Origin of the sequence: Symbiobacterium thermophilum IAM 14863 (genome assembly GCF_000009905.1) — a bacterium.
In the GTDB taxonomy this organism is placed as follows: Bacteria; Bacillota; Sulfobacillia; order Symbiobacteriales; family Symbiobacteriaceae; genus Symbiobacterium; species Symbiobacterium thermophilum.
In genome coordinates this window covers 2793698-2818313 of record NC_006177.1, presented here as the reverse complement: position 1 = coordinate 2818313, position 24616 = coordinate 2793698, and the positions used below count along the sequence as shown (strand labels likewise).

The 24616-nt window shown below is 70.2% G+C and carries 21 protein-coding genes; 8 read left to right on the top strand and 13 right to left on the bottom strand.

Translation table 11 applies throughout. The features are described 5' to 3' along the window. Nucleotides 1–336: 336 nt before the first annotated feature. The 3 genes from STH_RS13050 to STH_RS13040 all read left to right on the top strand — a co-directional run bounded on the left by STH_RS13050 (nt 337) and on the right by STH_RS13040 (nt 2669). Nucleotides 337–1206 carry a basic amino acid ABC transporter substrate-binding protein gene (locus tag STH_RS13050; RefSeq protein WP_050742287.1) on the top strand — a complete coding sequence of 290 codons (870 nt, stop codon included), beginning with the start codon at nt 337–339 and terminating at the stop codon, nt 1204–1206. A gap of 79 nt (nt 1207–1285) precedes the next feature. Then, nucleotides 1286–1963: an amino acid ABC transporter permease gene (locus tag STH_RS13045; RefSeq protein WP_043714125.1), complete on the top strand. Its 678-nt coding sequence runs from the start codon at nt 1286–1288 to the stop codon at nt 1961–1963. Beyond that, entirely contained in the window at nt 1947–2669 is a 723-nt protein-coding gene (locus STH_RS13040; protein ID WP_011196743.1) for an amino acid ABC transporter ATP-binding protein, read from the top strand. The genes STH_RS13045 and STH_RS13040 overlap by 17 nt, the downstream gene beginning before the upstream one ends. Before the next feature lie 60 nt (nt 2670–2729). Here STH_RS13040 and STH_RS13035 read toward each other — a convergent pair whose 3' ends face one another. The 3 genes from STH_RS13035 to STH_RS13030 form a co-directional block, all read right to left on the bottom strand. Beyond that, the gene (locus STH_RS13035) at nt 2730–2930 is read right to left on the bottom strand and encodes a hypothetical protein (protein WP_043714119.1); all 201 of its coding nucleotides are present in this window, start codon (nt 2928–2930) and stop codon (nt 2730–2732) included. A gap of 89 nt (nt 2931–3019) precedes the next feature. Further along, nucleotides 3020–3154, bottom strand: coding sequence for a hypothetical protein (locus STH_RS19785; protein ID WP_273377604.1), 135 nt, complete (start codon nt 3152–3154; stop codon nt 3020–3022). Between the two features lie 292 nt (nt 3155–3446). Further along, entirely contained in the window at nt 3447–4367 is a 921-nt protein-coding gene (locus STH_RS13030; protein ID WP_011196740.1) for a COX15/CtaA family protein, read from the bottom strand. A gap of 107 nt (nt 4368–4474) precedes the next feature. On the opposite strand from STH_RS13030, the gene STH_RS13025 reads away from it, so the two are divergent. Both STH_RS13025 and STH_RS13020 read left to right on the top strand, forming a co-directional pair. Beyond that, a complete protein-coding gene (locus tag STH_RS13025) occupies nt 4475–5053 on the top strand; it encodes a GNAT family N-acetyltransferase (RefSeq protein ID WP_011196739.1) in 579 nt (192 codons plus the stop codon). Between the two features lie 111 nt (nt 5054–5164). Next, a complete protein-coding gene (locus STH_RS13020; RefSeq protein WP_011196738.1) occupies nt 5165–8014 on the top strand; it encodes a heavy metal translocating P-type ATPase in 2850 nt (949 codons plus the stop codon). A 67-nt stretch (nt 8015–8081) separates the two neighbouring features. Here the strand turns inward: STH_RS13020 and STH_RS13015 are convergent, their stop codons facing one another. From STH_RS13015 to STH_RS12990, 6 genes are all read right to left on the bottom strand, one after another. Next, entirely contained in the window at nt 8082–9539 is a 1458-nt protein-coding gene (locus STH_RS13015) for a hypothetical protein (protein WP_011196737.1), read from the bottom strand. Continuing rightward, the gene (locus STH_RS13010; RefSeq protein WP_011196736.1) at nt 9529–10140 is read right to left on the bottom strand and encodes an RNA polymerase sigma factor; all 612 of its coding nucleotides are present in this window, start codon (nt 10138–10140) and stop codon (nt 9529–9531) included. The genes STH_RS13015 and STH_RS13010 overlap by 11 nt, the downstream gene beginning before the upstream one ends. A 152-nt stretch (nt 10141–10292) precedes the next feature. Beyond that, nucleotides 10293–12950 carry a cation-translocating P-type ATPase gene (locus STH_RS13005; RefSeq protein WP_011196735.1) on the bottom strand — a complete coding sequence of 886 codons (2658 nt, stop codon included), beginning with the start codon at nt 12948–12950 and terminating at the stop codon, nt 10293–10295. A gap of 171 nt (nt 12951–13121) precedes the next feature. Continuing rightward, a complete protein-coding gene (locus STH_RS17490) occupies nt 13122–14660 on the bottom strand; it encodes a DUF4153 domain-containing protein (RefSeq protein ID WP_011196734.1) in 1539 nt (512 codons plus the stop codon). A gap of 18 nt (nt 14661–14678) precedes the next feature. After that, nucleotides 14679–15284, bottom strand: coding sequence for an ATP-binding cassette domain-containing protein (locus STH_RS12995; RefSeq protein ID WP_011196733.1), 606 nt, complete (start codon nt 15282–15284; stop codon nt 14679–14681). Then, the gene (locus STH_RS12990) at nt 15226–16182 is read right to left on the bottom strand and encodes an ArsR/SmtB family transcription factor (protein ID WP_011196732.1); all 957 of its coding nucleotides are present in this window, start codon (nt 16180–16182) and stop codon (nt 15226–15228) included. Before STH_RS12990 ends, STH_RS12995 begins: the two co-directional genes overlap by 59 nt. Before the next feature lie 224 nt (nt 16183–16406). On the opposite strand from STH_RS12990, the gene STH_RS12985 reads away from it, so the two are divergent. The 3 genes from STH_RS12985 (at nt 16407) to STH_RS12975 (ending at nt 19347) form a co-directional block, all read left to right on the top strand. Then, nucleotides 16407–17309, top strand: coding sequence for an ABC transporter ATP-binding protein (locus tag STH_RS12985; protein ID WP_011196731.1), 903 nt, complete (start codon nt 16407–16409; stop codon nt 17307–17309). Continuing rightward, on the top strand, nt 17302–18525 hold the full coding sequence (locus STH_RS12980; RefSeq protein ID WP_011196730.1) for an ABC transporter permease: 1224 nt from the start codon (nt 17302–17304) through the stop codon (nt 18523–18525). Before STH_RS12985 ends, STH_RS12980 begins: the two co-directional genes overlap by 8 nt. Before the next feature lie 138 nt (nt 18526–18663). Beyond that, nucleotides 18664–19347, top strand: a complete 684-nt coding sequence (locus STH_RS12975; RefSeq protein ID WP_011196729.1) for an SIMPL domain-containing protein — start codon at nt 18664–18666, stop codon at nt 19345–19347. A gap of 30 nt (nt 19348–19377) precedes the next feature. Here the strand turns inward: STH_RS12975 and STH_RS12970 are convergent, their stop codons facing one another. The 4 genes from STH_RS12970 to STH_RS12955 all read right to left on the bottom strand — a co-directional run bounded on the left by STH_RS12970 (nt 19378) and on the right by STH_RS12955 (nt 24301). Beyond that, complete coding sequence (locus STH_RS12970) at nt 19378–20358, bottom strand: GNAT family N-acetyltransferase (RefSeq protein WP_011196728.1); 981 nt, start codon at nt 20356–20358, stop codon at nt 19378–19380. A gap of 61 nt (nt 20359–20419) precedes the next feature. Then, nucleotides 20420–21880, bottom strand: coding sequence for a nicotinate phosphoribosyltransferase (locus tag STH_RS12965; RefSeq protein ID WP_011196727.1), 1461 nt, complete (start codon nt 21878–21880; stop codon nt 20420–20422). A 102-nt stretch (nt 21881–21982) separates the two neighbouring features. Beyond that, nucleotides 21983–22858, bottom strand: a complete 876-nt coding sequence (locus STH_RS12960; protein ID WP_011196726.1) for a LysR family transcriptional regulator — start codon at nt 22856–22858, stop codon at nt 21983–21985. 135 nt (nt 22859–22993) lie between these two features. Further along, the gene (locus tag STH_RS12955) at nt 22994–24301 is read right to left on the bottom strand and encodes a hypothetical protein (protein WP_043714114.1); all 1308 of its coding nucleotides are present in this window, start codon (nt 24299–24301) and stop codon (nt 22994–22996) included. Between the last annotated feature and the right edge of the window lie 315 nt (nt 24302–24616).

Genomic DNA, 24616 nt, shown 5'->3' with positions numbered 1-24616 from the left:
GGTATCGGCGACCTGTGGTCGTGCAGGGCTGGCTGTAGCGGTGCGGTCAGCCGGAGCGACCACCACCCCGGCCGGAGTGGTGACCCGGCCGGCGCTGGGAGGGGGAGTGGTGGCCCCCCGAACCAGCACGGTTCCATCAGACGGGGGAGTGGTGACCCTCCGTCGCACATGCAGGGGGCGAGACCAGGTCTCGCCCCCTGCACCCTTTTTGCCGGGAACGTGCGCAATTCGGAACTGTGCGTGATCGGGTTTTGCCCTTGAATATTTATTCGGCGGGGTGTATATTCTCAGTCGTTACTTCTCGAGGGACGACAAGCCGACAAGGAGTAGATGATGATGAAAAAGACCCGGACCCTTGCCCTGGGCCTCGCCCTGAGCCTGCTGCTGGCCGCGTGCGGCGGCGTGCAGGGCGGCGGCACGCCGTCGGGCGGCGCCCAGCAGAACCCGCCTTCGCAGAGCGACCAGCAGGCCGAGGCCCCGGTGAGCCGCCTGGAGCAGATCAAGCAGGCCGGAAAGATCGTCGTGGCCACCAGCGCGGATTACCCGCCCTTTGAGTATCACGCGATCATCGACGGAAAGGATAAGATCGTCGGCTGGGAGATGGAGCTGGCCGAAGCGATCGCCAACGAGCTGGGCGTGAAGCTGGAGATCACCGAGGGCATTTTCGACACCCTGCTGCTTGACCTGGCGGCCGGCAAGGCGGACATGGTGATCTCCGCCATGACGATCACGCCCGAGCGGCTGGAGTCGGTGGACTTCTCCGAACCTTACTGGATGACGGCTCAGTCGGTGCTGATCCCCAAGGCCGCCGAGGGAACCATCCAGTCTGCGGAGGACCTGATCGGGAAGACCATCGGCGTGCAGCTGGGCACCACCGGCGAGATCGCCGCGAAGGAGGTCGAGGGGGCCGAGGTCCGGTCCTACGAGCTCTTCGAGGCCGCGGTGCTGGACCTGGTGGCCGGCCGCGTGCAGGCCGTCGTCGGCGACTATGCCGTGGTGAAGAACTACGCCGCCACCCGGCCGGAGCTGACGGTCGCGTTCGAGCTGACCAAGGAAGAGAACGCCGTGGCCTTCCGCCAGGACGACGATGAACTCCGGGAGGCCGTCAACGCGATCCTTGCCAAGCTGAAGGAGGACGGCACCATCGATCAGCTGATTGAGAAGTACGAGGTGGCGCCGCCGCCCGAGGTCAAGGCCGAGGAGTAGCAGCCGCTCCGAAGACGCACGGGGCCCCCAGGCCGCCAGGGGAACGGCGGTCTGGGGGCTTTTTGAAGGGAGATCCGCGATGCGCTGGGACGTCATACCCACGTTCGTTCCGATCATCTTTGAGGGGGTCAAGATCACCCTCCAGATCTCGGCCCTGGGCATCCTCTTCGGTACCCTCATCGGCCTGGTCGCAGGGCTGCTGCGCAGCCGGAAGCCGTCCAACCTGATCCTGTGGGCGCTCTACGGCCTGGCCACGCTGTACGTGGAGGTCGTGCGCGGCACGCCGTTCCTGGTGCAGCTGTACCTCATGTACTACGGGCCGTTCTTCCTGTTCGGCATCGACCTGCCCGCCATGACCGCGGGCACCATCGCGCTGTCGCTCAACAGCGGCGCCTACGTGGCAGAGATCTTCCGCGGCGCGATCGAGTCCATCGACCGTGGCCAGATGGAGGCCGGCCGGTCCCTGGGGCTGACCTTTGCGCAGACGATGCGCCACATCATCCTGCCCCAGGCCTTCCGCCGCGCCCTGCCGCCCCTGGCCAACGAGTTCGCATCGCTCATCAAGGAGTCGTCGGTGATCTCGGTCCTGGGCGTGGCCGACATCATGTTCAAGACGAAGACGGTGGGCACCGCGCACTTTGCCATGTTCCAGGCGCTGCTGGTGGCGGCCGTATACTACCTGGTGCTGACCGGCATCACCTCGCAGCTGGTCCGGCTGTTGGAGAGGAGGCTGGGCAAGAGTGATTCGCGTTCGTAACCTGCGCAAGTCCTTCGGCAGGCTGGAGGTCTTGCGGGGCATCGACCTGGACGTGGCCCGGGGCGAGGTGGTGGCGCTGATCGGCCCCTCCGGCTCCGGCAAGTCGACCCTGCTGCGGTGCGTGAACCTGCTGGAGCAGCCGACCGCCGGCTCCATCGCAGTGGACGGGCAGGAGATCACGGCGCCCGGCTTCGACGTCAACCGGCTGCGGCAGCGGGTGGGGATGGTCTTTCAGCACTTCAACCTCTTCCCGCACATGACGGTGCTCCGGAACGTGACGCTGGCGCCGGTGCTGACCGGCCGCCTGTCCGCCAAGGACGCCGAGGAGAGGGCCCTGGAGCTGCTCGGCCGGGTGGGGCTGCGGGACAAGGCCCACGCCTACCCGGACAGCCTCTCCGGCGGGCAGAAGCAGCGGGTGGCCATCGCCAGGGCCCTGGCCATGAACCCCGAGGTGATGCTCTTCGACGAGCCCACCTCCGCCCTGGACCCGGAGATGGTCAAGGAGGTGCTGGAGGTGATGAAGCAGCTGGCCCTGGAGGGCATGACCATGCTGGTGGTCACCCACGAGATGGGCTTCGCCCGGGAGGTCTGCGACCGGGTGATCTTCATGGACGAGGGCCGGCTGGTGGAGCAGGGAGAGCCGCAGCAGGTTTTTTCCAGCCCGCAGCATCCCCGCACGGCGGCGTTCCTGAAGGCGATCCTGTGACGGAGAAGCCATCGAGGCGAAGAAGTGCCGCTTCTTCGGGCCTCGATGGCTCTTGCTTCTTCAGGCGGCCGAGGGTCCCGCCGTCCCCGCGGGCGTGCGGTGGGGTCCCGAGGGTTCCCGGCCCGGGTTACCGGGCGCGGCCAGGAGGGCAGAGCCGAAGACGTCGTAGCCGTGCTGCAGCTCGCGCCGCCGGATTTCCACCGAGGTCGGCCGGAGCAGGACGATGCTCAGCAGGCCCAGGAGAATCAGGATTTCTGCCATCATGCACTCCTCCTTCCGGGGGCCTCCGTGGGCTTGCGGCCCGTCGCCGAACCCGGCCCTCGGGCCGGTGCCGGTATGGGAGGGTCGGCTTACCGGGGGCGGGCAACGGCTTCGGGGGTGAGGACGCCGAAGCCGTACTGCAGCTCGCGCCGGCGGATCTCCGGCGAGGTCGGGGCGAACAGGACGATGCTCAGCAGGCCCAGGACGACCAGAATCTCCATCATGCTCACGTCCTCCTCTCGATTCCCACCGTCTGCTTACGGTCTCAGCATACCCCGGATGGAAAGCGGCGAAATCGGCTTCGAGGGCATTTCTGAGGCGGCCATTGGGGAATGTCGCCAGTCGGCCTTGCGGGAAAGGCGGGGATCGGCCGCACGGGCCGGGCGGGTCGTACCCGGGGACGATGCCGGATCAGTCAGCGGCCCGGCCGGTCCGGGAAAACCGAAGCGGCGTCCGGCGCACAGGCGCCTTGGACGCCGCTTCGATCCGTCCTGACCGGGAAGACTGACCGGCCGCTCACGCGCTCACGGCGACGGTCTCCCGCCCGACCGGGAGCGTGAGGTAGCAGAGGTAGCTGAGCACGCCCCAGAAGCCGGTGATCAGCCCCGTGTGCAGGAGCTGCGTCAGGAGATTCAGGTAGCCCAGCGGGAACAGCGCGCCGCTGGCCACCTGGGCCGCCATGAGCGCCAGCGCCCAGGCCGCGCCCCGCCGCAGGTCGTCCCGTTCGGTGAGCCGGCGGGCCGTCCACCAGAGGCGCAGGACCAGGACGACGGCCAGGGCGGCGCCGAGCCGGTGGGCGAAGTTGGCGCCCACGGGCCCGTAGAGCGGCGGGATCAGCTCGCCGTTGCACAGCGGCCAGCCCGTGCAGGCCATGGAGGCCCCGAGGTGGCGGACGTAGGCCCCGAGGTAGACCACGAGGTAGGTGTAGACGGCCAGGCCCCAGATCTGGGTGCGCAGCCCCGGAGCCACCGGCTGGGCGGAGACGTCGGGGCGCTGGAACGCGGCGCGCTCACCCTGCCCCAGCGCGACGGTCACCAGCAGGGCGAAGGTGAAGCAGAGCAGGGAGAAGCCGAAGTGGAGGGCCATCACCAGGTCGGGCTGGGGCCGGAGCACGGCCGCCGCACCCAGGCCGCCCTGCAGCACGACGAAAAAGAAGGTTCCGAAAGCGAGCCGCTTCAGGCGGGTCTCGGAGGGCCGCACGCGCGCAACCCAGACCAGCACCGCGACCGAGAGCAGCCCGGCCAGGGCGGAGACCACCCGGTGGCCGAACTCCACGATGGCCGCGTAGTCCCAATCGGGCATGAACGTTCCCTTGCACAGCGGCCAGGAGGCCCCGCAGCCGTCGCCGGAGTCACTGGACGTCACCCATGCGCCCCAGAGCACAGCCAGGAGCATCACCGCCGTGTTGGCCAGCGAGACCGCTCGCAGCGCCTTCATCAAGCCACTCCTCCACAAACACGTATTCTTTTAAATACTTCGACAACAAGACGCCGCTCCCTGCTGGTTCGCCCAATCGGGATACGCATGAGAGGAGGAGGCAGACTGTGCAGCAGGAGATCCGCTTTCGCCGCCTGACGGAGGACGATCTGGATCGGATGCACCGCTGGCTCAACACGCCCCACGTCATGCGCTGGTACAGCCCCGGCGGACGCACCCGGGCACAGGTGGAGCAGGAGTTCGGCCCCTACATCCGCCGGGAGAAGCCCACCGAGCCGTACCTGATCCTGTACGGGAATACCCCCATAGGGTATATCCAGACCTACCGGATCAATCACTGGCCCGATTACGCCCGCCACATCGGCGTGGACGACGATACTGCCGGCGTCGACGTCATCATCGGCGAGCCGGAGTTCGTCGGCCGGGGGCTGGGACCGGCGGCCATCCGCGCCTTCATGCGGCAGGTGGTCTTCGGTTCGTTCGGGGCGCGGTCATGCGTCATCGGCCCGGAGGAGGGCAACCTGGCCGCGATCCGGGCCTACGAGAAGGCGGGGTTCCGCTTCTGGAAGCGCGCCGACGTCCCGGGGGAGCCTGCGCCGGAGTACCTCATGCGCATGACGCCCGAGGACCTGCAGGCGGACGACGTCCACGCCGCCGCCCGGCCAGATGCAAACGTGCACCCTTGACGCGATGACCGGTTGAAGGCTACGATAGAGTCAAGAACCCATACCCCGTATGGGTACCGAGCGGCAATCCTGCGGGGTTCGCTCGAGCTCACGCATCTGGAGGACACGATCATGAGCGATGCCATCCACCTGTCCGGGAGCGCGGAGGCCCGGACCGGCGCCAGGCTGGAGTTCAGCGTGATGGGCATGACCTGTGCGGCCTGCTCCGCCCGCATCCAGCGGCGGCTGGCGAAGGCGGAAGGGGTGCAGGAGGCCAGCGTCAACCTGACCACGGAGAAGGCCACGGTCTACTACGACCCTTCCGCGGTTACCCCCCAGAAGCTCTTCGACCTGGTGACCGACCTGGGCTACGGGGTCGTCAAGGACAAGTTCACTTTCGATATCGCGGGCATGACCTGTGCGGCGTGCTCCAGCAAGATCGAGCGGAAGCTCTCCCGGGTGCCGGGCGTGCTCAGCGCCAGCGTCAACCTGAGCACGGAGAAGGCGACCGTTGAGGCGGTGGGGGTGCGGGCTGAGGACCTGATCGGGCTGATCCGGGACCTGGGCTACGGCGCCAGGCTGGCCGCCGACGCGGCGGACGCCGACCGGGAGCGGCGGAGGCAGGAGATGCGCCGGCAGGTCGCCCTGCTGGCCTTCTCCGCGGCGCTGACCCTGCCGCTGTTCGTGGCCAACATGATCCTGATGCCGATGCGGATCCACCACCCGGTGCTGATGAACCGGTGGTTCCAGTTCGCCCTGGCGACGATCATCCAGGTGGTCGTCGGCTGGCGGTTCTACCGCGGCGCCTGGCTGAACCTGCGCCACGGCTCCGCCAACATGGACGTGCTGGTCGCCCTGGGCACCACGGCGGCCTACCTGTACTCCGTCGCGCTCTCCTTCTTCCTGGGCGGCGAGAACTACTACGAGTCCAGCGCGACCATCCTCACCCTGATCCTGCTGGGGAAGACCCTGGAGGCCATCGCCAAGGGCCGGACCTCCGAGGCGATCCGCAAGCTGCTGTCGCTCCAGGCCAAGACCGCCAGGGTGGTGCGGGACGGCGTGGAGCGGGACGTGCCCATCGAGGACGTGGTGGTGGGCGACGTCATCGTCGTCCGGCCGGGGGAGAAGATCCCGGTGGACGGGGTGGTCCTGTCCGGCACGTCGGCCGTGGACGAGTCGATGCTGACCGGCGAGCCGATCCCGGTGGACAAGGGGCCCGGCGACGCCGTCACCGGCGCCACCCTCAACAAGAACGGCGCCATCACCCTGCGGGCGACCCGGGTGGGCAAGGACACCGCCCTGGCCCAGATCGTTCGCATGGTGGAGGAGGCCCAGGGTTCCAAGGCGCCGATCCAGAAGCTGGCGGACCGGATCTCGGGCATTTTCGTCCCCGCGGTGGTCGGCATCGCCGCCGTCACCCTGCTGGCCTGGGGGCTGATCGCCGGCGACTGGAACGCGGCCCTGCACGCCGCCATCTCGGTGCTGGTCATCGCCTGCCCGTGCGCCCTCGGCCTGGCCACCCCCACCGCGGTGATGGTGGGCACCGGCAAGGGGGCGGAGGCGGGCATCCTCTTCAAGGGCGGCGAGCACCTGGAGCGGGCCCACAAGGTGGATGTGGTGGTGCTGGACAAGACGGGGACCATCACGTGGGGCCGGCCCGAGCTCACCGACGTCATCCCGCTGGGTGCGGGCGCCCCGGGGGCGGACGAGCTGCTGGCCCTGGTGGCCGCGGCGGAGTCCCGGTCGGAGCATCCGCTGGGCCAGGCGATCGTGGCGGGAGCCAAGGAGCGGGACATCGCCCTGCCGGAGGTGGAGTCCTTCGAAGCCATCCCCGGCGCCGGCCTGGAGGCGCGGGTGGCCGGGCGGGAGGTGCTGGTGGGCACCCGGCGGCTGATGGCCGAGCGGGGCATCGACACGGCCCGGGCGGAGGCGCAGATGGCGGAACTGGAGGCGGCGGGCAAGACCGCGATGCTCGCGGCGGTGGACGGCGCCCTGGCCGGGATCATCGCCGTGGCGGACACGGTCAAGCCCACGTCGGCGGAGGCCATCGCCGAGCTGCACGAACTGGGGCTGGAGGTCGTGATGATCACCGGCGACAACCGGCGGACGGCGGGGGCCATCGGCCGGCAGGTCGGGGTGGACCGGGTCCTGGCCGAGGTGCTGCCCGGGGACAAGGCGCAGCACGTGGAGCAGTTGAAGGAGGGCGGGCGGAAGGTCGTCGCGATGGTGGGCGACGGCATCAACGACGCGCCGGCCCTGGCCACCGCCGATCTGGGGATCGCCATCGGCACTGGCACCGATGTGGCCATTGAGACCGCCTCGGTTACACTGATGAACGGCGACCTCAAGGGCATCGCCCAGGCCCTGCGGCTGAGCCGGCAGACGATGCGGACCATCAAGGAGAACCTGTTCTGGGCGTTCATCTACAACGTGATCGGCATCCCCATGGCGGCCTTCGGGCTGCTGAACCCGATGATCGCAGGCGGGGCGATGGCCTTCTCGTCGGTCTCGGTGGTCTCCAACTCGCTGCTGCTGAAGCGGTACAACCCCCGCAGCCGCGGCGGCATCCGCGGCGACGCCCTGGTGAAGGCGGCCGCGGCCGGGGTCATGGCCTTTGCCATCTGGCTGGCCTTCTTCTACACCCAGCCCTTCAACACGGTGCGGTACGACCTCACCATCCGGGACCTGGAGCTGCCGGTGGAGATCACGGTGCGGGCAGGGCAGCAGGTGCGGGTCTCCCTCACCAACGAGAACCCGGACGTGATCCACAACTTCATCATCCCGGAGGTTCCCCACCGGTTCCTGAAGATGGTGCGATTCGATCCGCAGCTGCACATGCACGCGGGCGGCGCCGACGTGGAGGTGTGGGTGTCGCCCGGCCGCACGGCGGTCGTGGAATTCACGCCGACCGTGCCGGGGCGGTACGCGATCGGCGACCCGGGCAAGTACGGGGTGAGGGGCTGGCTCGTGGTGGAGGAGTGATGCGCGGGTGCGAGGAAGGGTTCAGCAGAGAGGCAGGGTGCCGCCAGTTGGGCGGCACCCTGCCTCTCTACTCCGCATCAGACCGGCCGGCCGGCACCGGCAACTCCACCTGCCATTCGCCGTGCACGCGGTACCCCGGGTCGGCGAAGACGATCACCAGGTTCCGCCGCGGCGCGCTGCGGAAGTCGACCTCCATGCTCGTGAACTGGCCGTTTTCCCCATGGGCGCTCCAGGCGCGCGGTCCACCGAACATGCGGTGACGGATCCCCACTTTCTGAAGGAGGACGCCGCCCTCCTCCGGCCCGAGGTCCAGAGTGAAGCCGAAGGTGTCGGCATCGATCCGGGTTACCGTCTCGACGGTGAAGCGGTGGCTGCCGATCTGCAGTTCCTCGTTCAGCCGGAGCGGCTTTCCTTCGGCGAGTTGCTCCAGGGGTACGGTGAGTCGGGCTTCGGCGGTGTAATCCGCCAGTATCAGGTAGGGAACCGTGAGCGTCAGCTGTCGGGCGTCCGGCGCCAGCGGCCCCTGGAAGACGGCGCGCCTCCAGGGCCCCGAGCGGTCGGCCTCATCGATAATGAGGGGATAGGTGTGCCCCTGGTCGTCGATGAGGACGGGCTCCACGAAGCCGTGCGGCTCGATCCAGTCACGGTAGTCGATGACCCGGGTGCCGTCAGGCAGTCGGGTGTCAAGGGAGACGACGATGCGATCATCCACCGCCGTCCAGTACGGCACGCCGACCTGCACACCCAGCCGCTCCTCCGACCAGTTTCCGGGGTGTGCCCCGGCCAGCCCGGCCTCTTCCGCGTTGACCAGGGTGACGGGAATCTCCACCGGTTCGGCGACCCCGGAGAGGTAAGGCAACACCAGGGTGATCTCGCTGGTTCCGGGCGGCAGCGGACCGAAGTTGTACTGGCCGACCATGTCCCGCGTGCCCCCGGCCAGGGAACCGCCCCACCTCCGGATCACGGTTCCATCCGGAAGACGTAGTTCAGGAAACGCACTCTCGCGGGCAGACGCGAACTCGACCTTGTCGAGGGGCTCATCTGCGGGCCAGTCCACGCGGTACCGCACCTGCGTCCCGTCGCGGTTGCTGATGGCACCGGTTACGGTCACCCGCACGCCGTCCTGCTCCACCGACACGGGCTCGGGCAGGATCCACGTCTCGCCGTCGGTCTCGGTCAGTCCGATGCCGGGGACGAGGCGCACCAGCCGGTGGATGGCCGCCAGGGCCCCTTCGGGGTTGCTCAGCGCCAGAGTTCCGCCAACCAGCAGCAGGGCGGCGGCAGCGGCCACGAGCCAGCGGCGCGGCCGGCGACTGGCCGTTGGGACGTCGGGCGGCGCCGCAGCCGGGGCAGCGGCGGCAGCGTGCGCGAGCCCTGCCTTCTCCCGTGCGCGGCCGCGGATTCGCGCCAGCACATCGTCCGGGAGCGGCGGGGCGTCCGCCACCAGGGGGGCGAGGTCGCCGGCCTTCAGTCCGGTCTCCGTCAGAAACGCCTGCTCATCCGGCGAAAAGCGCTTATCGGTCATGCGTGTGCACCTCGCTTTCGTCGCTCAGCAGCCGCCTGAGGTTCTGCCTGGCCCGCCAGAGGCGGGTGTCCAGGGCGCCGCGGCTGAGGCCAAGATCCCGGGCGATTTCGGCCACGGATTCTTCGAAGAAATACCGACGGATCAACAGTTCCCGCTCCGCCGGCGGCAGGCGGCGCAGGGCGGCGTGCACGGCGGCCTGCTCCTCATGGGCCACCACCGCCGCATCGACGGGAGGGGCGGTCTCTTCCGGCTCTGCCGCTTCCGGCACGGCGCTGAGGGGGATGACCTTCGCCCGGCCCATGTCGTCCAGGGTGCGGCGGCGAAGCGCCCGGCGCCGGTCCAGCGCGGCGTACTTGGTGAGCATCAGCACCCAGTTGGCGAGGGTGGACCGCTGCGGGTCGAACTCGGCGGCCCGCTCCCAGGCGGCGGCCAGGGCGTCGCTCACCACCTCTTCCGCGTCCTGCGCACTGCCGAGCCCGCCCAGGGCCATCTCGGCCAGCCGGTAGAGCCTGTGAGCGAGCGCGCCCGCCAGCGCATCCAGCCCGGCCGGGTCCCGGGCCAGGAGCTGCCTGTGTATCGTCTGCTCATCCCACTCCGGCATGGGCGCCCTCCTTCGGATGGCCTCACGGCCCAAGATGGCCGTGTGGCGTTCTTCACCTGGTACTACGTCGTCAGGTTGGCATTTCTCACGGGATTCTCCTGCGCAGACGACAGGAAACCCCGGGCCCTGCAGGGGCCCGGGGTTCACCCGCCCTACTTCTTCCGGCGGGCGAAGACCCACTTGACCGGTTCCATCAAGGCCGTGGGGATCAGCGACAGGATGAGCACCGTGAGCCACCCCTGCAGGCCGATGGGCGTCACCTTGAAGAAGGGCTGCAGGAAGGGGATGCTCATGACCGCGACCATCAGCAGCAAGCCCACGCCGGTCGCGAGCCAGGCCACCCGGTTACGGAAGAACCCGATGCGCCACGGGGCCCGGGTCAGGCTGCGGCAGCTGTGCGCCCACCAGAGCTCGCCGATGGCCAGGGTCGCGAAGGCGTAGGTGGAGCCGGTCGCCACCGGGTTGCCCGCGGCCCCGGCCCGCATCCCCAGGAACAGCGCGGCCAGTACGGCGACACCCAGGAACACGGCCTGGATGGCCATCAGGGTGAGGAGCCGGGAGGTCAGCACCGGCTCCCGGGGGTCCCGCGGCTTCTGCCGCATGATCCCGGGTTCGGCGGGCTCCACGCCCAGGGCGATGGCCGGCAGCGAGTCGGTGACCAGGTTGACCCACAGCAGGTGGATCGGCTGCAATGGCACGGGCCAGCCGGCCAGCATGGCGACGGTCATGATCGCCATCTCGGCGACGTTGGCCGAAAGCAGGAAGAACGTGGCCTTCTGGATGTTGGCGTAGATGGTGCGCCCCTCTTCCACGGCCGCCACGATGGTGGCGAAGTTGTCGTCCATCAGGACCATGTCGGCCGCGCCCCGGGCCACGCCGGTGCCCACCACGCCCATCGCGACGCCGATGTCGGCCCGTTTCAGGGCGGGCGCGTCGTTGACGCCGTCGCCGGTCATCGCCACCACGTGGCCCTGCCGCCGGAGCGCCTCGACGATGCGCAGCTTGTGATCCGGCGAGACCCGGGCGTATACCGGCACCGTGCGCACGGCCTTCTCCAGGGCGGCGTCGTCCATCTCCTCCAGATCGGGGCCGCTCAGCACCCGGTCGTCCGCACCGGCGATGTGGACCTGCCGGGCGATGGCCAGCGCCGTGGTCGCGTGATCGCCGGTGATCATCATGGTGCGGATGCCCGCCTCGTGGGCCTTCCGCACGGCCGCCGCGCTCTCGGGCCGCGGCGGGTCCGTCATCCCGATCAGGCCGATCAGTTCCAGGTTCTCCTCCAGCGCCGCGGGGTCCTCCGGCAGTTCCGTCCGGGGGGCCGTGAAGGCCACCGCCAGGACGCGGATGCCCTGCTCGGCCATCTCCCGGTTGGCTTCCTCCACCGCCCGGCGGCGCCCGGGGGTCATGGGCTCGGTGCCCTGGGCCGTGCGGATGCGCGTGCAGCGGGCGAGCACCACGTCGGGCCCGCCCTTCACGATGCCGGTGTAGCCCTCGTCCGGATCGCCCAGCGCGTGGAAGGTGGTCATGCGCTTGCGGGTCGAGGAGAAGGGCACCTCGGCGACCCGCGGATGCCGCGCCTCCAGGTCGCGCTTGTCCAGCCCGGCCTTCGCCGCGCCCAGGACCAGGGCGGTCTCCGTCGGGTCGCCGACGGACCGGTACTCGCCGTCCTCCTCCGAGAGGCTCGCGTCGGTGCAGAGGGCGCCGGCGGCCAGCAGCAGGCCGGCCCGGCTTTCCAGCGGGTGGGGCTGATCGGGCGCCACCCACTCCTCCGGCAGCCAGAGCCGGGTGACGGTCATCTTGTTCTGCGTGAGGGTGCCGGTCTTGTCGGAGCAGATGAACGTGGCGGAGCCCAGGGTCTCCACGGCGGACAGCCGGCGGATGACCGCGTTGCGCCGGGCCATGCGCTGCATCCCCAGCGCGAGCACGATGGTGGTGACCGCCGGCAGCCCCTCGGGAATCGTCGCCACCGCCAGCGAGACGGCGACCATCAGCACCTCCAGCCAGGGCATGCCCCGCCACAGGCCCACGGCGCCGAGCAGGATGACCAGCACCAGCATGGCCCCGCCGAGCACCCGGGCGAAGTGGGAGAGCCGCTTCTGCAGCGGCGTCGCCTCCTGGGGCTCTTCCTGCAGCCTGTCGGCGATGCGGCCCACCTCGGTGCGCATGCCCGTGCCGACGACCACCCCCTCGCCGTGGCCGTAGGTGACGGCCGTGGACATGAACGCCATGTTCACCCGGTCGGCCAGCGGGGCGCCGGCTTCCAGGGTCTTGTCCGCGTCCTTCTCCACCGGCACGGACTCGCCGGTCAGCAGCGACTCGTCGATCTGCAGCATGGCGGACCGGAGCAGGCGCAGGTCGGCGGGCACGGGATCGCCGGCCTCCAGCACCACGATGTCGCCCGGCACCAGCTCGCGGGTGTCGATCTCGATCACCCGGCCGTCCCGCCTCACCTTGCAGTGGGGTGCGCTGAGCTCCTTCAGGGCCTGCAGGGCCTGGTCGGCCTTGAACTCCTGGACCAGCCCGAGCACGGCGTTCAGGATGACGATGGCGAGGATCGCTCCGCCGTCCAGGAACTCCCTGAGGACCAGCGCCAGGAGCGCGGCCGCCAGCAGGATGAGCACCAGGGGGTCCCGGAACTGATCGATGAATGCCGCCAGCATGCTGCGCCGCTTCTCTTCGGCCAGCCGGTTCGGGCCGTGCCGGGCCAGCCGCTGCGCGGCCTCCGCGGCCGTGAGCCCCGGCCCGGGGTCGACCTGCAGCCGCTCGGTGACTTCAGCGGGCGTCAGCGTGTGCCAGTCCGTTCGTTCCATCGTTCTGCCTCCTCGGTTCCGGGGAACTGCGGGAAAGATGCCCGGGGCATCAGGGGGTGGGAGCTGCCCCCATCTCTAAATGAAGAGTCGCTTTCCTGCGTCTCAGGTTCGGTGCGGACGGGTTCACGCGCAGCGAAAGGGGGCGCCGGCACGCGCCCCCCTTAGTCTCTCCTATTCCGTTCGCAGGCTTGAAGCCACTTGCGCCGCGCGGGCGCGCCCCCAGTTCCACGCCCGCCAGTCGGCGCTCGGCGGCCGATGGATGCGCTCCTCGAGCCGCGCCTCCAGCTCGGCGCGCGCCGGGTCCGGCAGGCGGTCCAAAGCTTCCACCAGCACCGGCAGCGCATCGGGTCCCAGCGAGGCTGCGTACCCGGCGTCGAACCGGCCCGTCTCCACCGCCCGGGCGACGTTGATGCGGGCGATGAGCGCATCGGGGTTCACGGCGTGCAGGAGCAGCAGCACGGCGAGGCCGCCCGCCAGCGCCCCGGCGGCGAAGCGCTCCCGGGCGCCCCGCATGACCGTGGCCAGGAACCAGACGAAGAGGAAGGCCATCCAGACCATGAAGGCCGTGGCGTAGAGCCTGAGTTCGGTCAGGCCGTACTCCAGCACGTAGAGCCACATCCGCTGCACGGCCGACGCCATGACGCTGAAGAGCAGCGCGATCAGCGGCGTGCCGAGCCGGCGGAAAAGCCGGTGCGCGGCCCGGTCCTCCTCCGGCAGGGCCCAGTGCAGGGCCAGCAGGACGGGCAGCACCAGGGCGGTGACCTGGACCAGTTCGAAGAACCCGCTGCGGGCATACTCCGCGTAGGTGAGACCGGCGGTGGCCATGACGAGGTCGGCGCCGCCGAACAGGTACCGGATCTGGACCAGCACGAAGGCGAGGAAGAGCAGGTTGAGCAGGCCGAGCACGACGCCGGTCTCAACCGGGCCCAGTGCGAAGCTGCCCCTCTCCCCGACCCCGCTGGCGTCCAGCCGGGGCAGCCCGCCGGGTTGCCGGATCAGCCCGGTGCGCAGGAAGCCGGCGGCGAGGAACCCGAAGAAGAGCGTGCCGAAGAGATGGAGCAGCCAGCTGCCGGACCTCCAGACGAAGGCGCGGTCCAGCAGGGCGGCAAACACGGCGTCCGCCGCGGCCAGCAGGCTGCCGAAGAGCAGCAGCAGGGGGACGGCGATCACGAGGCCGCGCAGAGCCGCAGCGGCGCGCCGGGACCCGGGGCCGCGGGAAAGCCCTTTCCAGTCCACATCGCTGAACAGCAGCCAGAAGGGGCCCGCGGCGTGGTGCGCGGCCGACAGCACGAGGCCCAGGGGGTAGGTGAGGATGCCGGCCCGGCTCAGCCCTCCGTCCCGCAGCGTGAGGGCGGCCAGCCCCAGGCTGAGGCCGATGGCGAGCAGGTTGAGGAACTGGAGCACCGGCGAGGCGCGCCAGGCCAGGCAGGCGGCGAACACCACCGCAGCGGCCAGCAGCCAGCGCCCCTCGCCCTGCAGGGACCCGTGCCGCCCCCTTTCCACCTGCAGGGCCGGTGCGGACTCGGCCGCGGGCGTTTCGGCCTCCGGCACCCACCGGGCGAGCACGACCGTCGCCGCGGCCAGCGCCGCCACCCAGAGGAAGCCGCCCATGCCCAGGTCCGGGGCATGCAGGATGAGCTGATCGCCCAGAACGCCGATCAGCAGGGCCGCGCACAGCGCCCAGAGGGCCAGTCGGGAGGGTGCACGCATGGAAGCACACCCCCCTGCCTACTGGGCGGCGCGCAGCCGGCGGAGGTGGGGCCGCCGGGGCTCCGCCGGCAGGTCGGCCAGACCCGGCGCCTCCCGGGCCACCGCCACCACGGTCATGCCGGCCAGGTGCTCCGCTTCCACCAGGCGCACGGCGCGCAGCGCCTCATCGCGCCCCATGTAGTAGAAGGGCTCCTCCCAGAGCAGGAGCCGGGGCTTCTGCATCAGGGCAACCGCCAAGTCGGCCAGGGCCCGGGTTCCGTGGGTCAGCGAGGCCACTTCCCGCTGCAGCACCTCTTCCAGCCCCAGGGCGCGGGTCACGCGGCGGAGCCGCTGCCGGTACACGTCCGGGCGCAGCCGGCAGAGGTGAGCCTGCCACCGGAAGGAGGCCTCCAGGGTGAACTCCCACCACAGGTCATGCCGCTCCCCGTGCACGTAGGCGACGCCGTCCGGCACAGCGGCCGTCCCGTCCCCGGAATGGCTGTCTCCGCCGGATCCGGTCCACGTCCGCAGGGCGGCCCGTCCCCCCTGTGCCAGGGTGAGGGCGGCCAGTTCAGCCAGGCTCCGGTCACTCGTCCAGGGTTCGGTTGCGGTTCTGAAGCGCCAGATCACCGTCGACGCCGTCATCAGAATCCCTCCCGAGGTAGGCTTTGGCCTGTGCGGCCAGCTGGTCGATGCGCTCCGGATTCAGCTCGTACAGGATGAACTTGCCCTCCTGGCCGGCCCGCCCCACCAGCCCGGCCTCCACCAGGAGGCGCAGGTGGCGGGAGACGGTGGACTCGTTGAGGCCGAGGCGCTTTGCCATCTCCTGCGCCGGCAGCCGCTCCTGCGCGATGAGGCGCAGGAGCTTGAAGCGGGTGGCGTCGGCCAGGGCGGAAAAGCCCAGCAAGAGGCTCTCCGGCGCCTCCTCCGGCTGGCTGGCCGCGGGATGTTCCGGGTTGTAGAAGAAGATCTGCGTCCGGTCCAGGCGGTAGAACATCAGGCGGCGGGGGCTGAAAGCCGAGGGGACGAAGAGGATGCGGCTGAGGTCCCCCAGCGGCACCCGCATCCCCTTGCCCCAGTGGAGGATCAGGGCGTCGCCGTCCCCGGCCACCCCCACCCGGTCGGAGAAACGGGAGATGAAGGAGACGGGATCGATCTGGGCCAGCAGCGCCGCCTCCCGCTGAATGGACTCCGTGAGCAGCCCCACCCGGGCGCCGATCTCCGGCGAGATGGCCTCCCAGTACGCCAGCAGGTCGGCGGCGAGCTCCGGCTGCCGGTCCGCCAGGCCGCGCAGGGCGTCGGGGGTGGGCAGCGGCGCCGACTCCTCCAGCTCCAGGGCCAGGGCGAAGAGGTCGGTCCGCTGGGCGTGCCCGTGCAGCCGCTCCAGCAGGCCCGGCGGCAGCCGCTCCAGCACCCGCTGCTCCCAGGGGGCGGCGGTGCCGAAGCGCTCGGGGTTTTGGATCACCAGCAGGGAAAGCGCCAGGTCGAGCAGCGGCGAGTACCGGAACTGGATGAGCTGCCTCAGCCGGTCGTGGTCGGTCAAGCGGACCTCACTCCTTACACTTGCGTGTACACGCAACTCAAATGTACCATTGCTTGCATCCAGAGTCAAGTGTGTGAACGCCGGCACGGCCTTGGGCGCGTCGGACGCGGCGAAAGAGTGGGCACCCTGGCTCCCGGGGAACCGAACCGGGATGGGCAGTGAACGGATTTGCAGTCAAAGGCGTCTAGAAAGTGTTAGGAACTCGCGCACGACGGAGGGATAATGTGACGCTGCAGGTGCTGGACGTATACAAGGCCTTCGGCCCCGTCAGAGCGGTGCAGGGCGTCAGCTTCACCGTGCCGGCCGGGCGGGTGTGCGGTCTGCTGGGCTCCAACGGCGCCGGAAAGACGACCACGATGCGCATGATCATGCGCATCTTCCTGCCGGACCGGGGCGAGATTCAGTGGAAGGGCCGGCCGGTGACCGACGCCATCCGCTCCACGTTCGGCTACCTGCCGGAGGAGCGGGGGCTCTACCCCAAGATGCAGGTCAGGGAGCAGCTCATCTACCTGACGCAGCTGAAGGGCCTGTCGCACGCCGAGGCGGCGCGGCAGGTGGACCGCTGGATCGAGCGGCTGGAGCTGGGCGAGTACGCCCTGCGGAGAGTGGAGCAGCTCTCCAAGGGCAACCAGCAGAAGGTGCAGTTCGCGGCGGCCGCCGCCAGCCGGCCGGAGCTGTGCATCCTCGACGAGCCGTTTACGGGGCTGGACCCGATGAACACCCTCGTGATGGAGCAGGCCTTCCGTACGCTGGCCCGGGAGGGGACGACCATCCTCTTCTCGTCCCACAACATGGACCAGGTGGAGGCCCTCTGTGACGATGTGGTCCTGCTCCACCGCTCGCGGGTGGTGCTCGCCGGCACCCTGCGGGAGGTGAAGCGGGCCGCCCGCCGCCAGACCGTGCGGCTCCGGGTGGATTCGGGCGACTACAGCTTCCTGCGGGAGTTCCCCGGCATCCGCACCCAGTCCGCCGCCGGCGGGGCCGTTGAAGTGGCCGTTCCCGATACGCTGGATCCGAACCAGCTGCTGGCCCGGGCGATGTCCGCCGGCACGGTGACGGAGTACTCCCTGGGCGAGCCGTCGCTGCGGGAAATCTACATCGAGAAGGTGGGTGGGGCCGATGCGTAACCTGTGGCTGGTCACACGGCGCGAGTTCACGAGCCGCATCAAGTCCGGCGCCTTCATCGCCTCCACCCTGATCATGATGATCGTCGTGTTCGCGGCCACGGCGATCCCCCTCCTCATGGGCGGATCCAGCGCGCCGCTGTCGGTGGTCGTCCTGGACCGCACCGGGCAGCTGCTGGCCCCCCTGCAGCAGGCGGTGGCCGCCATGGAAGGCGGACGGGAAGTGGTGCTCACGCCCGGTGAGGGCGACGAGCGGACCCTGATGGCCGAGGCCCGCGCGCAGGGTTCCGTGCTGCTGATCCTCGACGGGACCTACCCGGACGCCGTGCACGCCCGGCTGCTCTACAACAGCATGGGCGACCTGTCGGACTCGTACCTGGTCACCGATCCCCTCGTGCAGCTGGTCCGGGCCGCACGGCTTGAGCAGCGGGGCCTGCCCCAGGAGCTGGCCCAGGAGGTGCTGCAGCCGCTTACCCTGGAGACCCTGCAGCTCCGGTCGGCAGAGGAGGGCGCGTCGGACCAGTTCCTGGGGACGCTGTTCCTGGCCTTGGGGGCGATCATGTCGGTCTACATGATCAGCATGATGAACAGCCAGTTCGTCTTCCAGGGCGTGTTGGAGGAGAAGGTCTCGCGGGTGGTGGAGGTGATGGCGGCCGCCGTCAGGCCCTCCGAGATGATGCTGGGCAAGATCCTCGGCCTGGGCCTGCTGGGCATCCTCCAGTACATCGGCATGATGGCCGCCTGGCTGGCCGGGAGCGCCCTCACCATGCGGGCGATCGGCGCATCGATGGCCGGCCTCACCCCCGGCGTCGCGCTGCTCATCGCGGCCTTCGTGGTGCTTTCCTACGCCATGAACGCTTCGGTGCTGGCGGCCCTGGGCGCCACCGTCAGCCGCATGGAGGACAGCCAGACCATGGTTTCGCCGGTGCTGATCCTCATGATGCTGCCGATGTTCCTCCTCACCCCGGTGATGAACGACCCCAACGGCACCCTGGCGACGGCGCTCTCCTTCGTCCCGCTCTGGACGCCCATCGTCATGCTGATGCGGGTCATGATGGCCGATGTGCCCGCGGTGCAGGTGGCCGTCTCCCTGGCGCTGCTGGCGGCCACCACCGCGCTGCTCTGGTGGGCCAGCGGCCGGATCTACCGGGCCGCGCTGCTCAGCTTCGGCGCCCGGCCCACCCTGAAGCAGCTCTGGCAATATTTGAGGGCGGGGTAAGGCCGGCGTGCGCTCCCCGTTTCTCACCGGCCCGGGCTCCGGCCCGGGCCTTCCTCGTGCGCCACGGTCGCGGGCCTATCCGGGCGTGCGGCGCGATAGATTGTTCGCGACGACGCACGCGGGAAGGAGGAGCGCACGATGGGCACGTTCATGGGTTACCCCGCGGGCTTCGCCGCCGGGCCGGTGGAACCGCCGACGCTCCAGGTGACGGGGGTGGGGGAGGCCGGGGCGGCGCCGGACACCGCACGCCTGACCCTGGGCTTCACGGCGCGGGCGCCGCAGGCCGCGGCAGCCTACGAGCAGACTGCGGCCGCGCTGAACCGGGTGGTGCAGGCCCTGATGCAGGCGGGACTCGCCGCCGATCAGATGCAGACGCAGGAGGTTGCGCTGAACCCAGTGTTCGACCGGCCCCGGGATGGCGGCGAAACCCGGCTCACCGGTTACGAGGCGACGGCGACCCTCGCCGTCACCTTGCGGGATCTGGCCCGGGTGGGGGCGATCATCGACCTGGCGGTCTCCGCCGGCGCCAACCGGGTCGACGGGGTGCAGTTCACGGTGCGCGAGCGGGAGCGGGCGGAGGCGGCGGCTCTGACGCAGGCGGTGCAGGATGCGCAGCGGCAGGCGGCAGTCCTGGCCCGGGCCCTGGGGGTGGCCCTGGGGCCGGTGCGGGAGGTGAGCACGGAGGCGGCGCCGGGGCCATCGCCGTATCTCGCCCGCTCGGCCGCAGAGGGGATACCCGTGCTGCCCGGCCGGCTGGCGGTGGTGCGCACCGTGCGGCTGGCGTACCAGATCCACCCGTCGGTCACGGCCCGGGCGCGGTGAGGCCGGGGATGGTGCCCCGGGCGAAGGGGCCTACCCCCCGCCGCCCGCGGGCATCGTCGCCCGCACGTACCACATCCAGGGCCGGAAGCCTGCGATGCCGTAGAAGCGCACCAGCTGCGTCCAGTCGATCACGGCGCTCCGCACCCCCCGGTCCCGCAGCTCGGCCAGGGAGGCGGAGAGCAGGGCGAGGCCGATGCCGCGGCCCCGGGCCTCCGGCGCCACCCCGATGGGCCCCAGGCTGCCGTGGGGGCCCTGAAAGCGCGGCGCCCAGTAGATCCCCGGCGAGAAGTGCCGGGACCAGGGCCCGGCGATGCGGGCGAATCCCACGATGGCGCTGTTTTCCAGGGCCAGCATCACGTCCTCCCGCAGCCCGCCGCCGGCCAGATGCCGCTCCAGTTCCCACGCCCAGCGGCCGGGGAAGGCCCGGCGCATGAAGGCGAGAGCGGCCTCCTCCTCGCCCGGGGCCATAGGCCGGTAGATGATGCCCGGTTCCCGGGCGAACGCTCGCCGGGCCGCCTCGGGGTGCTCGTATGTGGCCATTTCGGTGTTCGCCAGGTCGCATTCCAGGGCGCCCAGTTGGGCCCCGCGCCGGGCGAACCAGTCCAGGGCCCGGCGGCAGTCCAGGGGGATGCCGGGGAAGAAGTGGCCGGGGTCCGACCCCAGGGCCACGGGCTCGGCGGCGTACCGCCCCAGGTGGGTGAGGGCGTCCCGGAGCAGGGCGCTGCCGACGCCTTTGCCCTGGAAGGCGGGATCCACGACCAGGGCGGAGATCCAGCCCTGCTGGTCCGCGGGCAGGGTGTGCATGGGGTGCTGCCGCCGCTTGACGGCCACCAGGGCCACCATGCGGCCCCCGGCGAGAATCGCCCGGCTGCCCTCCGGGTCGAAGCTGGGCTCGTTCCACAGGTTGGACGCCATCAACTCCGGGCGCATGGGGAACAGGTCCCCCAGCGTCCGGTTCCAGAGGTCCACGGCCTGGGGAAGCAGGTCGAGTGTGAGCGGTTGGTTCTGCATGGTCACCCTCCCAAGAAAAAGTGTGCCCCCGCGGCCGCTCGGGCTGCGGGGGGTTGCGATTTCAGTGTCTGGTTGAGCTTTCCAGCATCTGCATCTTCAGCTTCCACAGGGGCTCGGAGAGGTCCACCTTGTAGGCGGCGGGGTTGGTGAGCCGCTGGATCTCCTCGTAGAACCGCTTGCGCTGCACGGCCACCCACTCCCGGGCCGCCGCGGTCACCTTGTCGGGCGGCTGATCGGGCAGGAGCTGCCGGCCGTCCTGGATGTAGGTGAGCAGCAGATCCTCCACGGTGAAGTTGCGCAGGAGCGTCTTCTTCCACGTGTGGACGGGGTCGAAGATGAGGAAGGGCTGAGCGGGGTCGGGCAGCGGCTCGTCCGGCAGCATCAGCAGGTCGGCCAGGTAGTAGCCGGTCTCCTTGCTCCGGAAGCGGATGAGCTGCTTGGGCCCGCCCGGGTGGGTCACCTTCTCGGGGTTTTCCGACACCTTGATGCGGGGCGACCAGGCCCCGTTCTCCTCGACGGCGGTGAGCTTGTACACGCCGCCCAGGGACGGCTGGTCGGCGGCGACCACCATGTTGGTGCCCACGCCCCACATGTCGATGGGCGCCTTCTGCAGCTTCAGGTCCCGGATCACGTACTCGTCCAGGTCGCCGGAGGCGACGATCTTCGCGTCCCGGAAGCCGGCCTCGTCCAGGATCCGGCGGCACTCCTTGGAGAGATAGGCCAGGTCGCCGGAGTCGAGCCGGACGGCGCCGATGCGGATGCCCATCTCGCGCGCGACGGCGATGGCGTTGGGCAACCCCGACCTGAGCGTGTCGTAGGTGTCGATGAGGAAGGTGGGCCGGCGGCCCAGCTTGACCTGCGACTGCGCCCAGAGCCGGAAGGCCTCCTTTTCGTCGCCGCCCAGCATGACCAGGGCGTGGGCGTGGGTGCCCCGGGCCGGGATGCCGAAGAGCCGGCCGGCCTCCAGGTTGGAGGTCGAGTCCACCCCGGCGATGTACGCGGCCCGGCTGTGGTAGATGGAGGCGTCCCCGCCCTGGGCCCGGCGCAGGCCCATCTCGATGACCGGGTCGCCCTCCGCGGCCTCCACCACCCGGAACGCCTTGGTCGCCACCAGGGTCTGCGGGTTGACGATGTTCAGGATGCGGGCCTCCACGTAGGTCAGCTCCTCGATGGGGCCCACCAGGGTGATGATCGGCTCGCCGGGGAAGACGAAGGTGCCCTCGGCCACGGCGCGCATGGTCCCGGTGAACCGCAGGCCCCGCAGGTGCTCGACGAACTCCGGCTCGAAGCCCAGGCCGGCGATGTACTCCAGGTCCTCGTCGGAGAGCTTCAGCTCCGCCAGATACCGGGCGACCTGGTTGATGCCCACCGCGAGGGCCAGCCGGCCGCCGAAGGGGGCCTTGCGGAAGAAGACCTCCTTCACCACCCGGCGCCGGTGCTGCCCGGCCAGCCAGTAGGCGCGCATCATCTCGAGGGCGTACTCGTCCGCCAGCAATCCTTCAGACGGCGTTGGGGAGCGCATGGATCCACCTGCTTTCACAGGCTGTCGGCGAATGTCAACAGCCGAAAGATGTACGTAACCAAACGTTAGAATAGCGCACCGGCTGACCGCCGTCAAAGCCGGTCAGCCGTCGCGGTAGTGCTGCTTCACCATATGGATGAACGTCCGCACCTGCTCGGGCAGGACGCCCTCAGCCCGCACGTAGGCGTGCACGGTGCGGCCGGAGCCGGGCCAGTCGGCGACGGGCCGTGCGGCCAGCCGGCCGTCCCGCACCTCCTCCCGCACCGCCGACGCCGGCAGGATGGTGACGCCCATCTGCAGCATCACGGCGGTCTTGATGGTCTCCACGGTAGGATGCTCCACCAGCCGGCAGGACACCCCGTGCTCCGTGAGGGCCTCCTCCACCTCGTGGCGCATGCCCGCGCCCGGCTGGAGGACCAGCAGCGTCCGCCCCGCGAGGTCCCGCAGCCGCTCCAGCGGCTCTGCCGCCGGATGGGTGACCAGCAGCATCGGGTCGGAGAAGAGCTTGATCGCCTTGACGCCGGGCGCCGAGACGCGGGAGGCGAGGAAGGCGACGTCCGCCTCGTACTCCAGGAGCTGGTGGAGCACCTCGCGGTTGTGCCCCGGCCGCAGGTCGACCGGGATGGCGGGGTAGGCCTCGCGGAAGGCGGTGATCACCGGCGGCAGCGTGTAGAGGGTGATGATCATGCCGGCGGCGATGCGCAGCCGGCCCGGGCCGGCGCCGGAGGCCTGGGCGGCCGCGTGGCGGCACGCCGCGACCGCGGCCAGGGCGGCGCGGGCGTGGGGCAGCACCGCCTGTCCCGCGGGCGTCAGCTCCACGCCCCGGGGCGTCCGTGTGAGCAGCACGGCCCCCAGCTGGGCCTCCAGCGACTTGATCTGGCGGGTGATGGCGGGCTGCGAGAGGTGCAGCATCTCGGCGGCCTTGTTGAGGCTGCCGGTCTCGGCCGCGGCGCAGAAGCTCTCCAGCAGATGCAGCAAGTCGATGTCCCTCCAACCGTTCGTGCCCTTTAACATTCGGCGCCTGTTCGCCCAGTCCCTACCCGCGCCAGGGGCGCCTGCAGGTCACCGCCTGCAGGCGCCCCTGGCGCGGGGGCATCCCGGGCCGAGCGGCCGTCAGGGCTGCTCGGCGGCCGGCGGGTTCAGCAGCGCCTGCAACTGCTGGCGCTGCCGGACGTTCAGCGGCTCGGCCAGGAGCTCGTGGCGGGCCCGCTCCCGGGCCGCGGGGTCGTGCTCCTGCGTGGCCAGTTCATAGAGTACCCGCTGCCGAACGGTCAGGTTCCCCACCGGCGAGAACACGTTGTCGATGCCGTACTCCACCGTCTGGCCCATCGAGGCGTAGGCGTTGGACCAGTCCATCATCCGCTTGTACAGGCCGACGTCCGGAAAGGTGAAGGGCCGGTCCTCCCACGTCTGACCCCAGGCCAGCGCCGCGTACTGCGCCACCGCCCGGGCCGTGTCGCCCCTGACGTGGTGCCAGCGGGCCCGGAGGAAACGGACCTCGGGGTCCAGCGGCGTCGCCTTCTCGAGGCCGGCGAGCAGCCGGTCCATCCGTGTGAGGTCGACGTCCCCGTCCTTGATGCGCCGGGTGCCGGCCAGGTTGTACCAGAGGATGGCCAGGTGGTCCGCCCGCCGCTCCTCCGCGGCCACCTCCGCCGCGGTCGCCCCGTCCCATTCAGAGGCCTGGCGGACGACGATGTTCGGCACGGTCGCGAGGAAGAGGTCCAGGTCCGGCTTGTGGGCGGCGCCGATCAGGACCACCACCCGCTTCCCCTCGTGGTCGGCGGCCATGTTGACGATCTCCCGGGCGATCATCAGGTTGCGGTAGAGCATGTAGCGGCGCCCGGCCTCGCCGTACGGGTTGGGGTTGGCGTCGGCGTTGGCGTAGGATCGGTTGACGGCGTCGTGCCACTCCGGCGTGTCGGCGAAGAGCAGGGGCGGCACGTCCCACGACTGGAGGAGGTCTTCGTAGGTGATTCTCTCCTCGCCGGACCCACCGGGGTCGGGCTCAGGGTTCACCGCCGGCCACAGCAGCGCGTTGACCTGTTCCAGGGGGTCGGCCGTCCAGTCCACCGGCCGGACCTCCCGGCCCTTCTCCCGAGCCCAGGGGACGGCCACCCCGTACGATTCGTAGGCGACCTCGAAGTAGACGTCCTCCGCATACCACTGGGGCGGCGTCTCCACGCCCACGGCAGCCGGGTCGATGCGGTTGAGCAAGGCCCGGATCCGCGCCGGGCTGTGCTCCGCGTACTCCAGCTGCGCCGAGTGCATGGTGCCGATGACGACCACCTCGGTGGGCTTGGTCGGGAAGCGGGGCAGTTGGGGTACACCTGTGTCCGCGGCGGCCGGGTGGGCGGTCAGCGCCGCCAGAATGGCCCAGGCGGCCAGGAGCCGGCCGGCTCTTCTCGCGAGTCTGTGCAGCATCTGTCATCCTCCTCTGGCCGAGATGGTTGGTCTTGCCTCCATCGTAACCGCTCCCGGACGGGCCTGCCTGTGAACGGCCTTACAGAAGCGGGCGGGCGGCTTACAATCCTGCAACCTTCCCGCGCTGGGGGGAGGAAGGGGCAGGGGAGCGAGGGGCGCCAACCGCGCCGGGGGAGGTGTTGCGGGCGCGAGGGGTGGCACCATCGTGACAGCCTTCACAAGCAAGGTCTAGGCAAAGGATGGCGTTAGGGTACTAGTGCAATAGAACTATACGACCGAAATCAGCACGGCCGGATGGACACCGCCGGACGACCG

Excerpts from the sequence above, each read along its gene's own strand:
- STH_RS13050 (WP_050742287.1), top strand. The coding sequence starts at position 337 with ATGAAAAAGACCCGGACCCTTGCCCTGGGCCTCGCCCTGAGCCTGCTG.
- STH_RS13045 (WP_043714125.1), top strand. The coding sequence starts at position 1,286 with ATGCGCTGGGACGTCATACCCACGTTCGTTCCGATCATCTTTGAGGGG.
- STH_RS13035 (WP_043714119.1), bottom strand. The coding sequence starts at position 2,930 with ATGGCAGAAATCCTGATTCTCCTGGGCCTGCTGAGCATCGTCCTGCTC.
- STH_RS19785 (WP_273377604.1), bottom strand. The coding sequence starts at position 3,154 with ATGATGGAGATTCTGGTCGTCCTGGGCCTGCTGAGCATCGTCCTGTTC.
- STH_RS13030 (WP_011196740.1), bottom strand. The coding sequence starts at position 4,367 with ATGAAGGCGCTGCGAGCGGTCTCGCTGGCCAACACGGCGGTGATGCTC.
- STH_RS13020 (WP_011196738.1), top strand. The coding sequence starts at position 5,165 with ATGAGCGATGCCATCCACCTGTCCGGGAGCGCGGAGGCCCGGACCGGC.
- STH_RS13015 (WP_011196737.1), bottom strand. The coding sequence starts at position 9,539 with ATGACCGATAAGCGCTTTTCGCCGGATGAGCAGGCGTTTCTGACGGAG.
- STH_RS13010 (WP_011196736.1), bottom strand. The coding sequence starts at position 10,140 with ATGCCGGAGTGGGATGAGCAGACGATACACAGGCAGCTCCTGGCCCGG.
- STH_RS13005 (WP_011196735.1), bottom strand. The coding sequence starts at position 12,950 with ATGGAACGAACGGACTGGCACACGCTGACGCCCGCTGAAGTCACCGAG.
- STH_RS17490 (WP_011196734.1), bottom strand. The coding sequence starts at position 14,660 with ATGCGTGCACCCTCCCGACTGGCCCTCTGGGCGCTGTGCGCGGCCCTG.
- STH_RS12995 (WP_011196733.1), bottom strand. The coding sequence starts at position 15,284 with ATGACGGCGTCGACGGTGATCTGGCGCTTCAGAACCGCAACCGAACCC.
- STH_RS12980 (WP_011196730.1), top strand. The coding sequence starts at position 17,302 with ATGCGTAACCTGTGGCTGGTCACACGGCGCGAGTTCACGAGCCGCATC.
- STH_RS12975 (WP_011196729.1), top strand. The coding sequence starts at position 18,664 with ATGGGCACGTTCATGGGTTACCCCGCGGGCTTCGCCGCCGGGCCGGTG.
- STH_RS12970 (WP_011196728.1), bottom strand. The coding sequence starts at position 20,358 with ATGCAGAACCAACCGCTCACACTCGACCTGCTTCCCCAGGCCGTGGAC.
- STH_RS12965 (WP_011196727.1), bottom strand. The coding sequence starts at position 21,880 with ATGCGCTCCCCAACGCCGTCTGAAGGATTGCTGGCGGACGAGTACGCC.
- STH_RS12955 (WP_043714114.1), bottom strand. The coding sequence starts at position 24,301 with ATGCTGCACAGACTCGCGAGAAGAGCCGGCCGGCTCCTGGCCGCCTGG.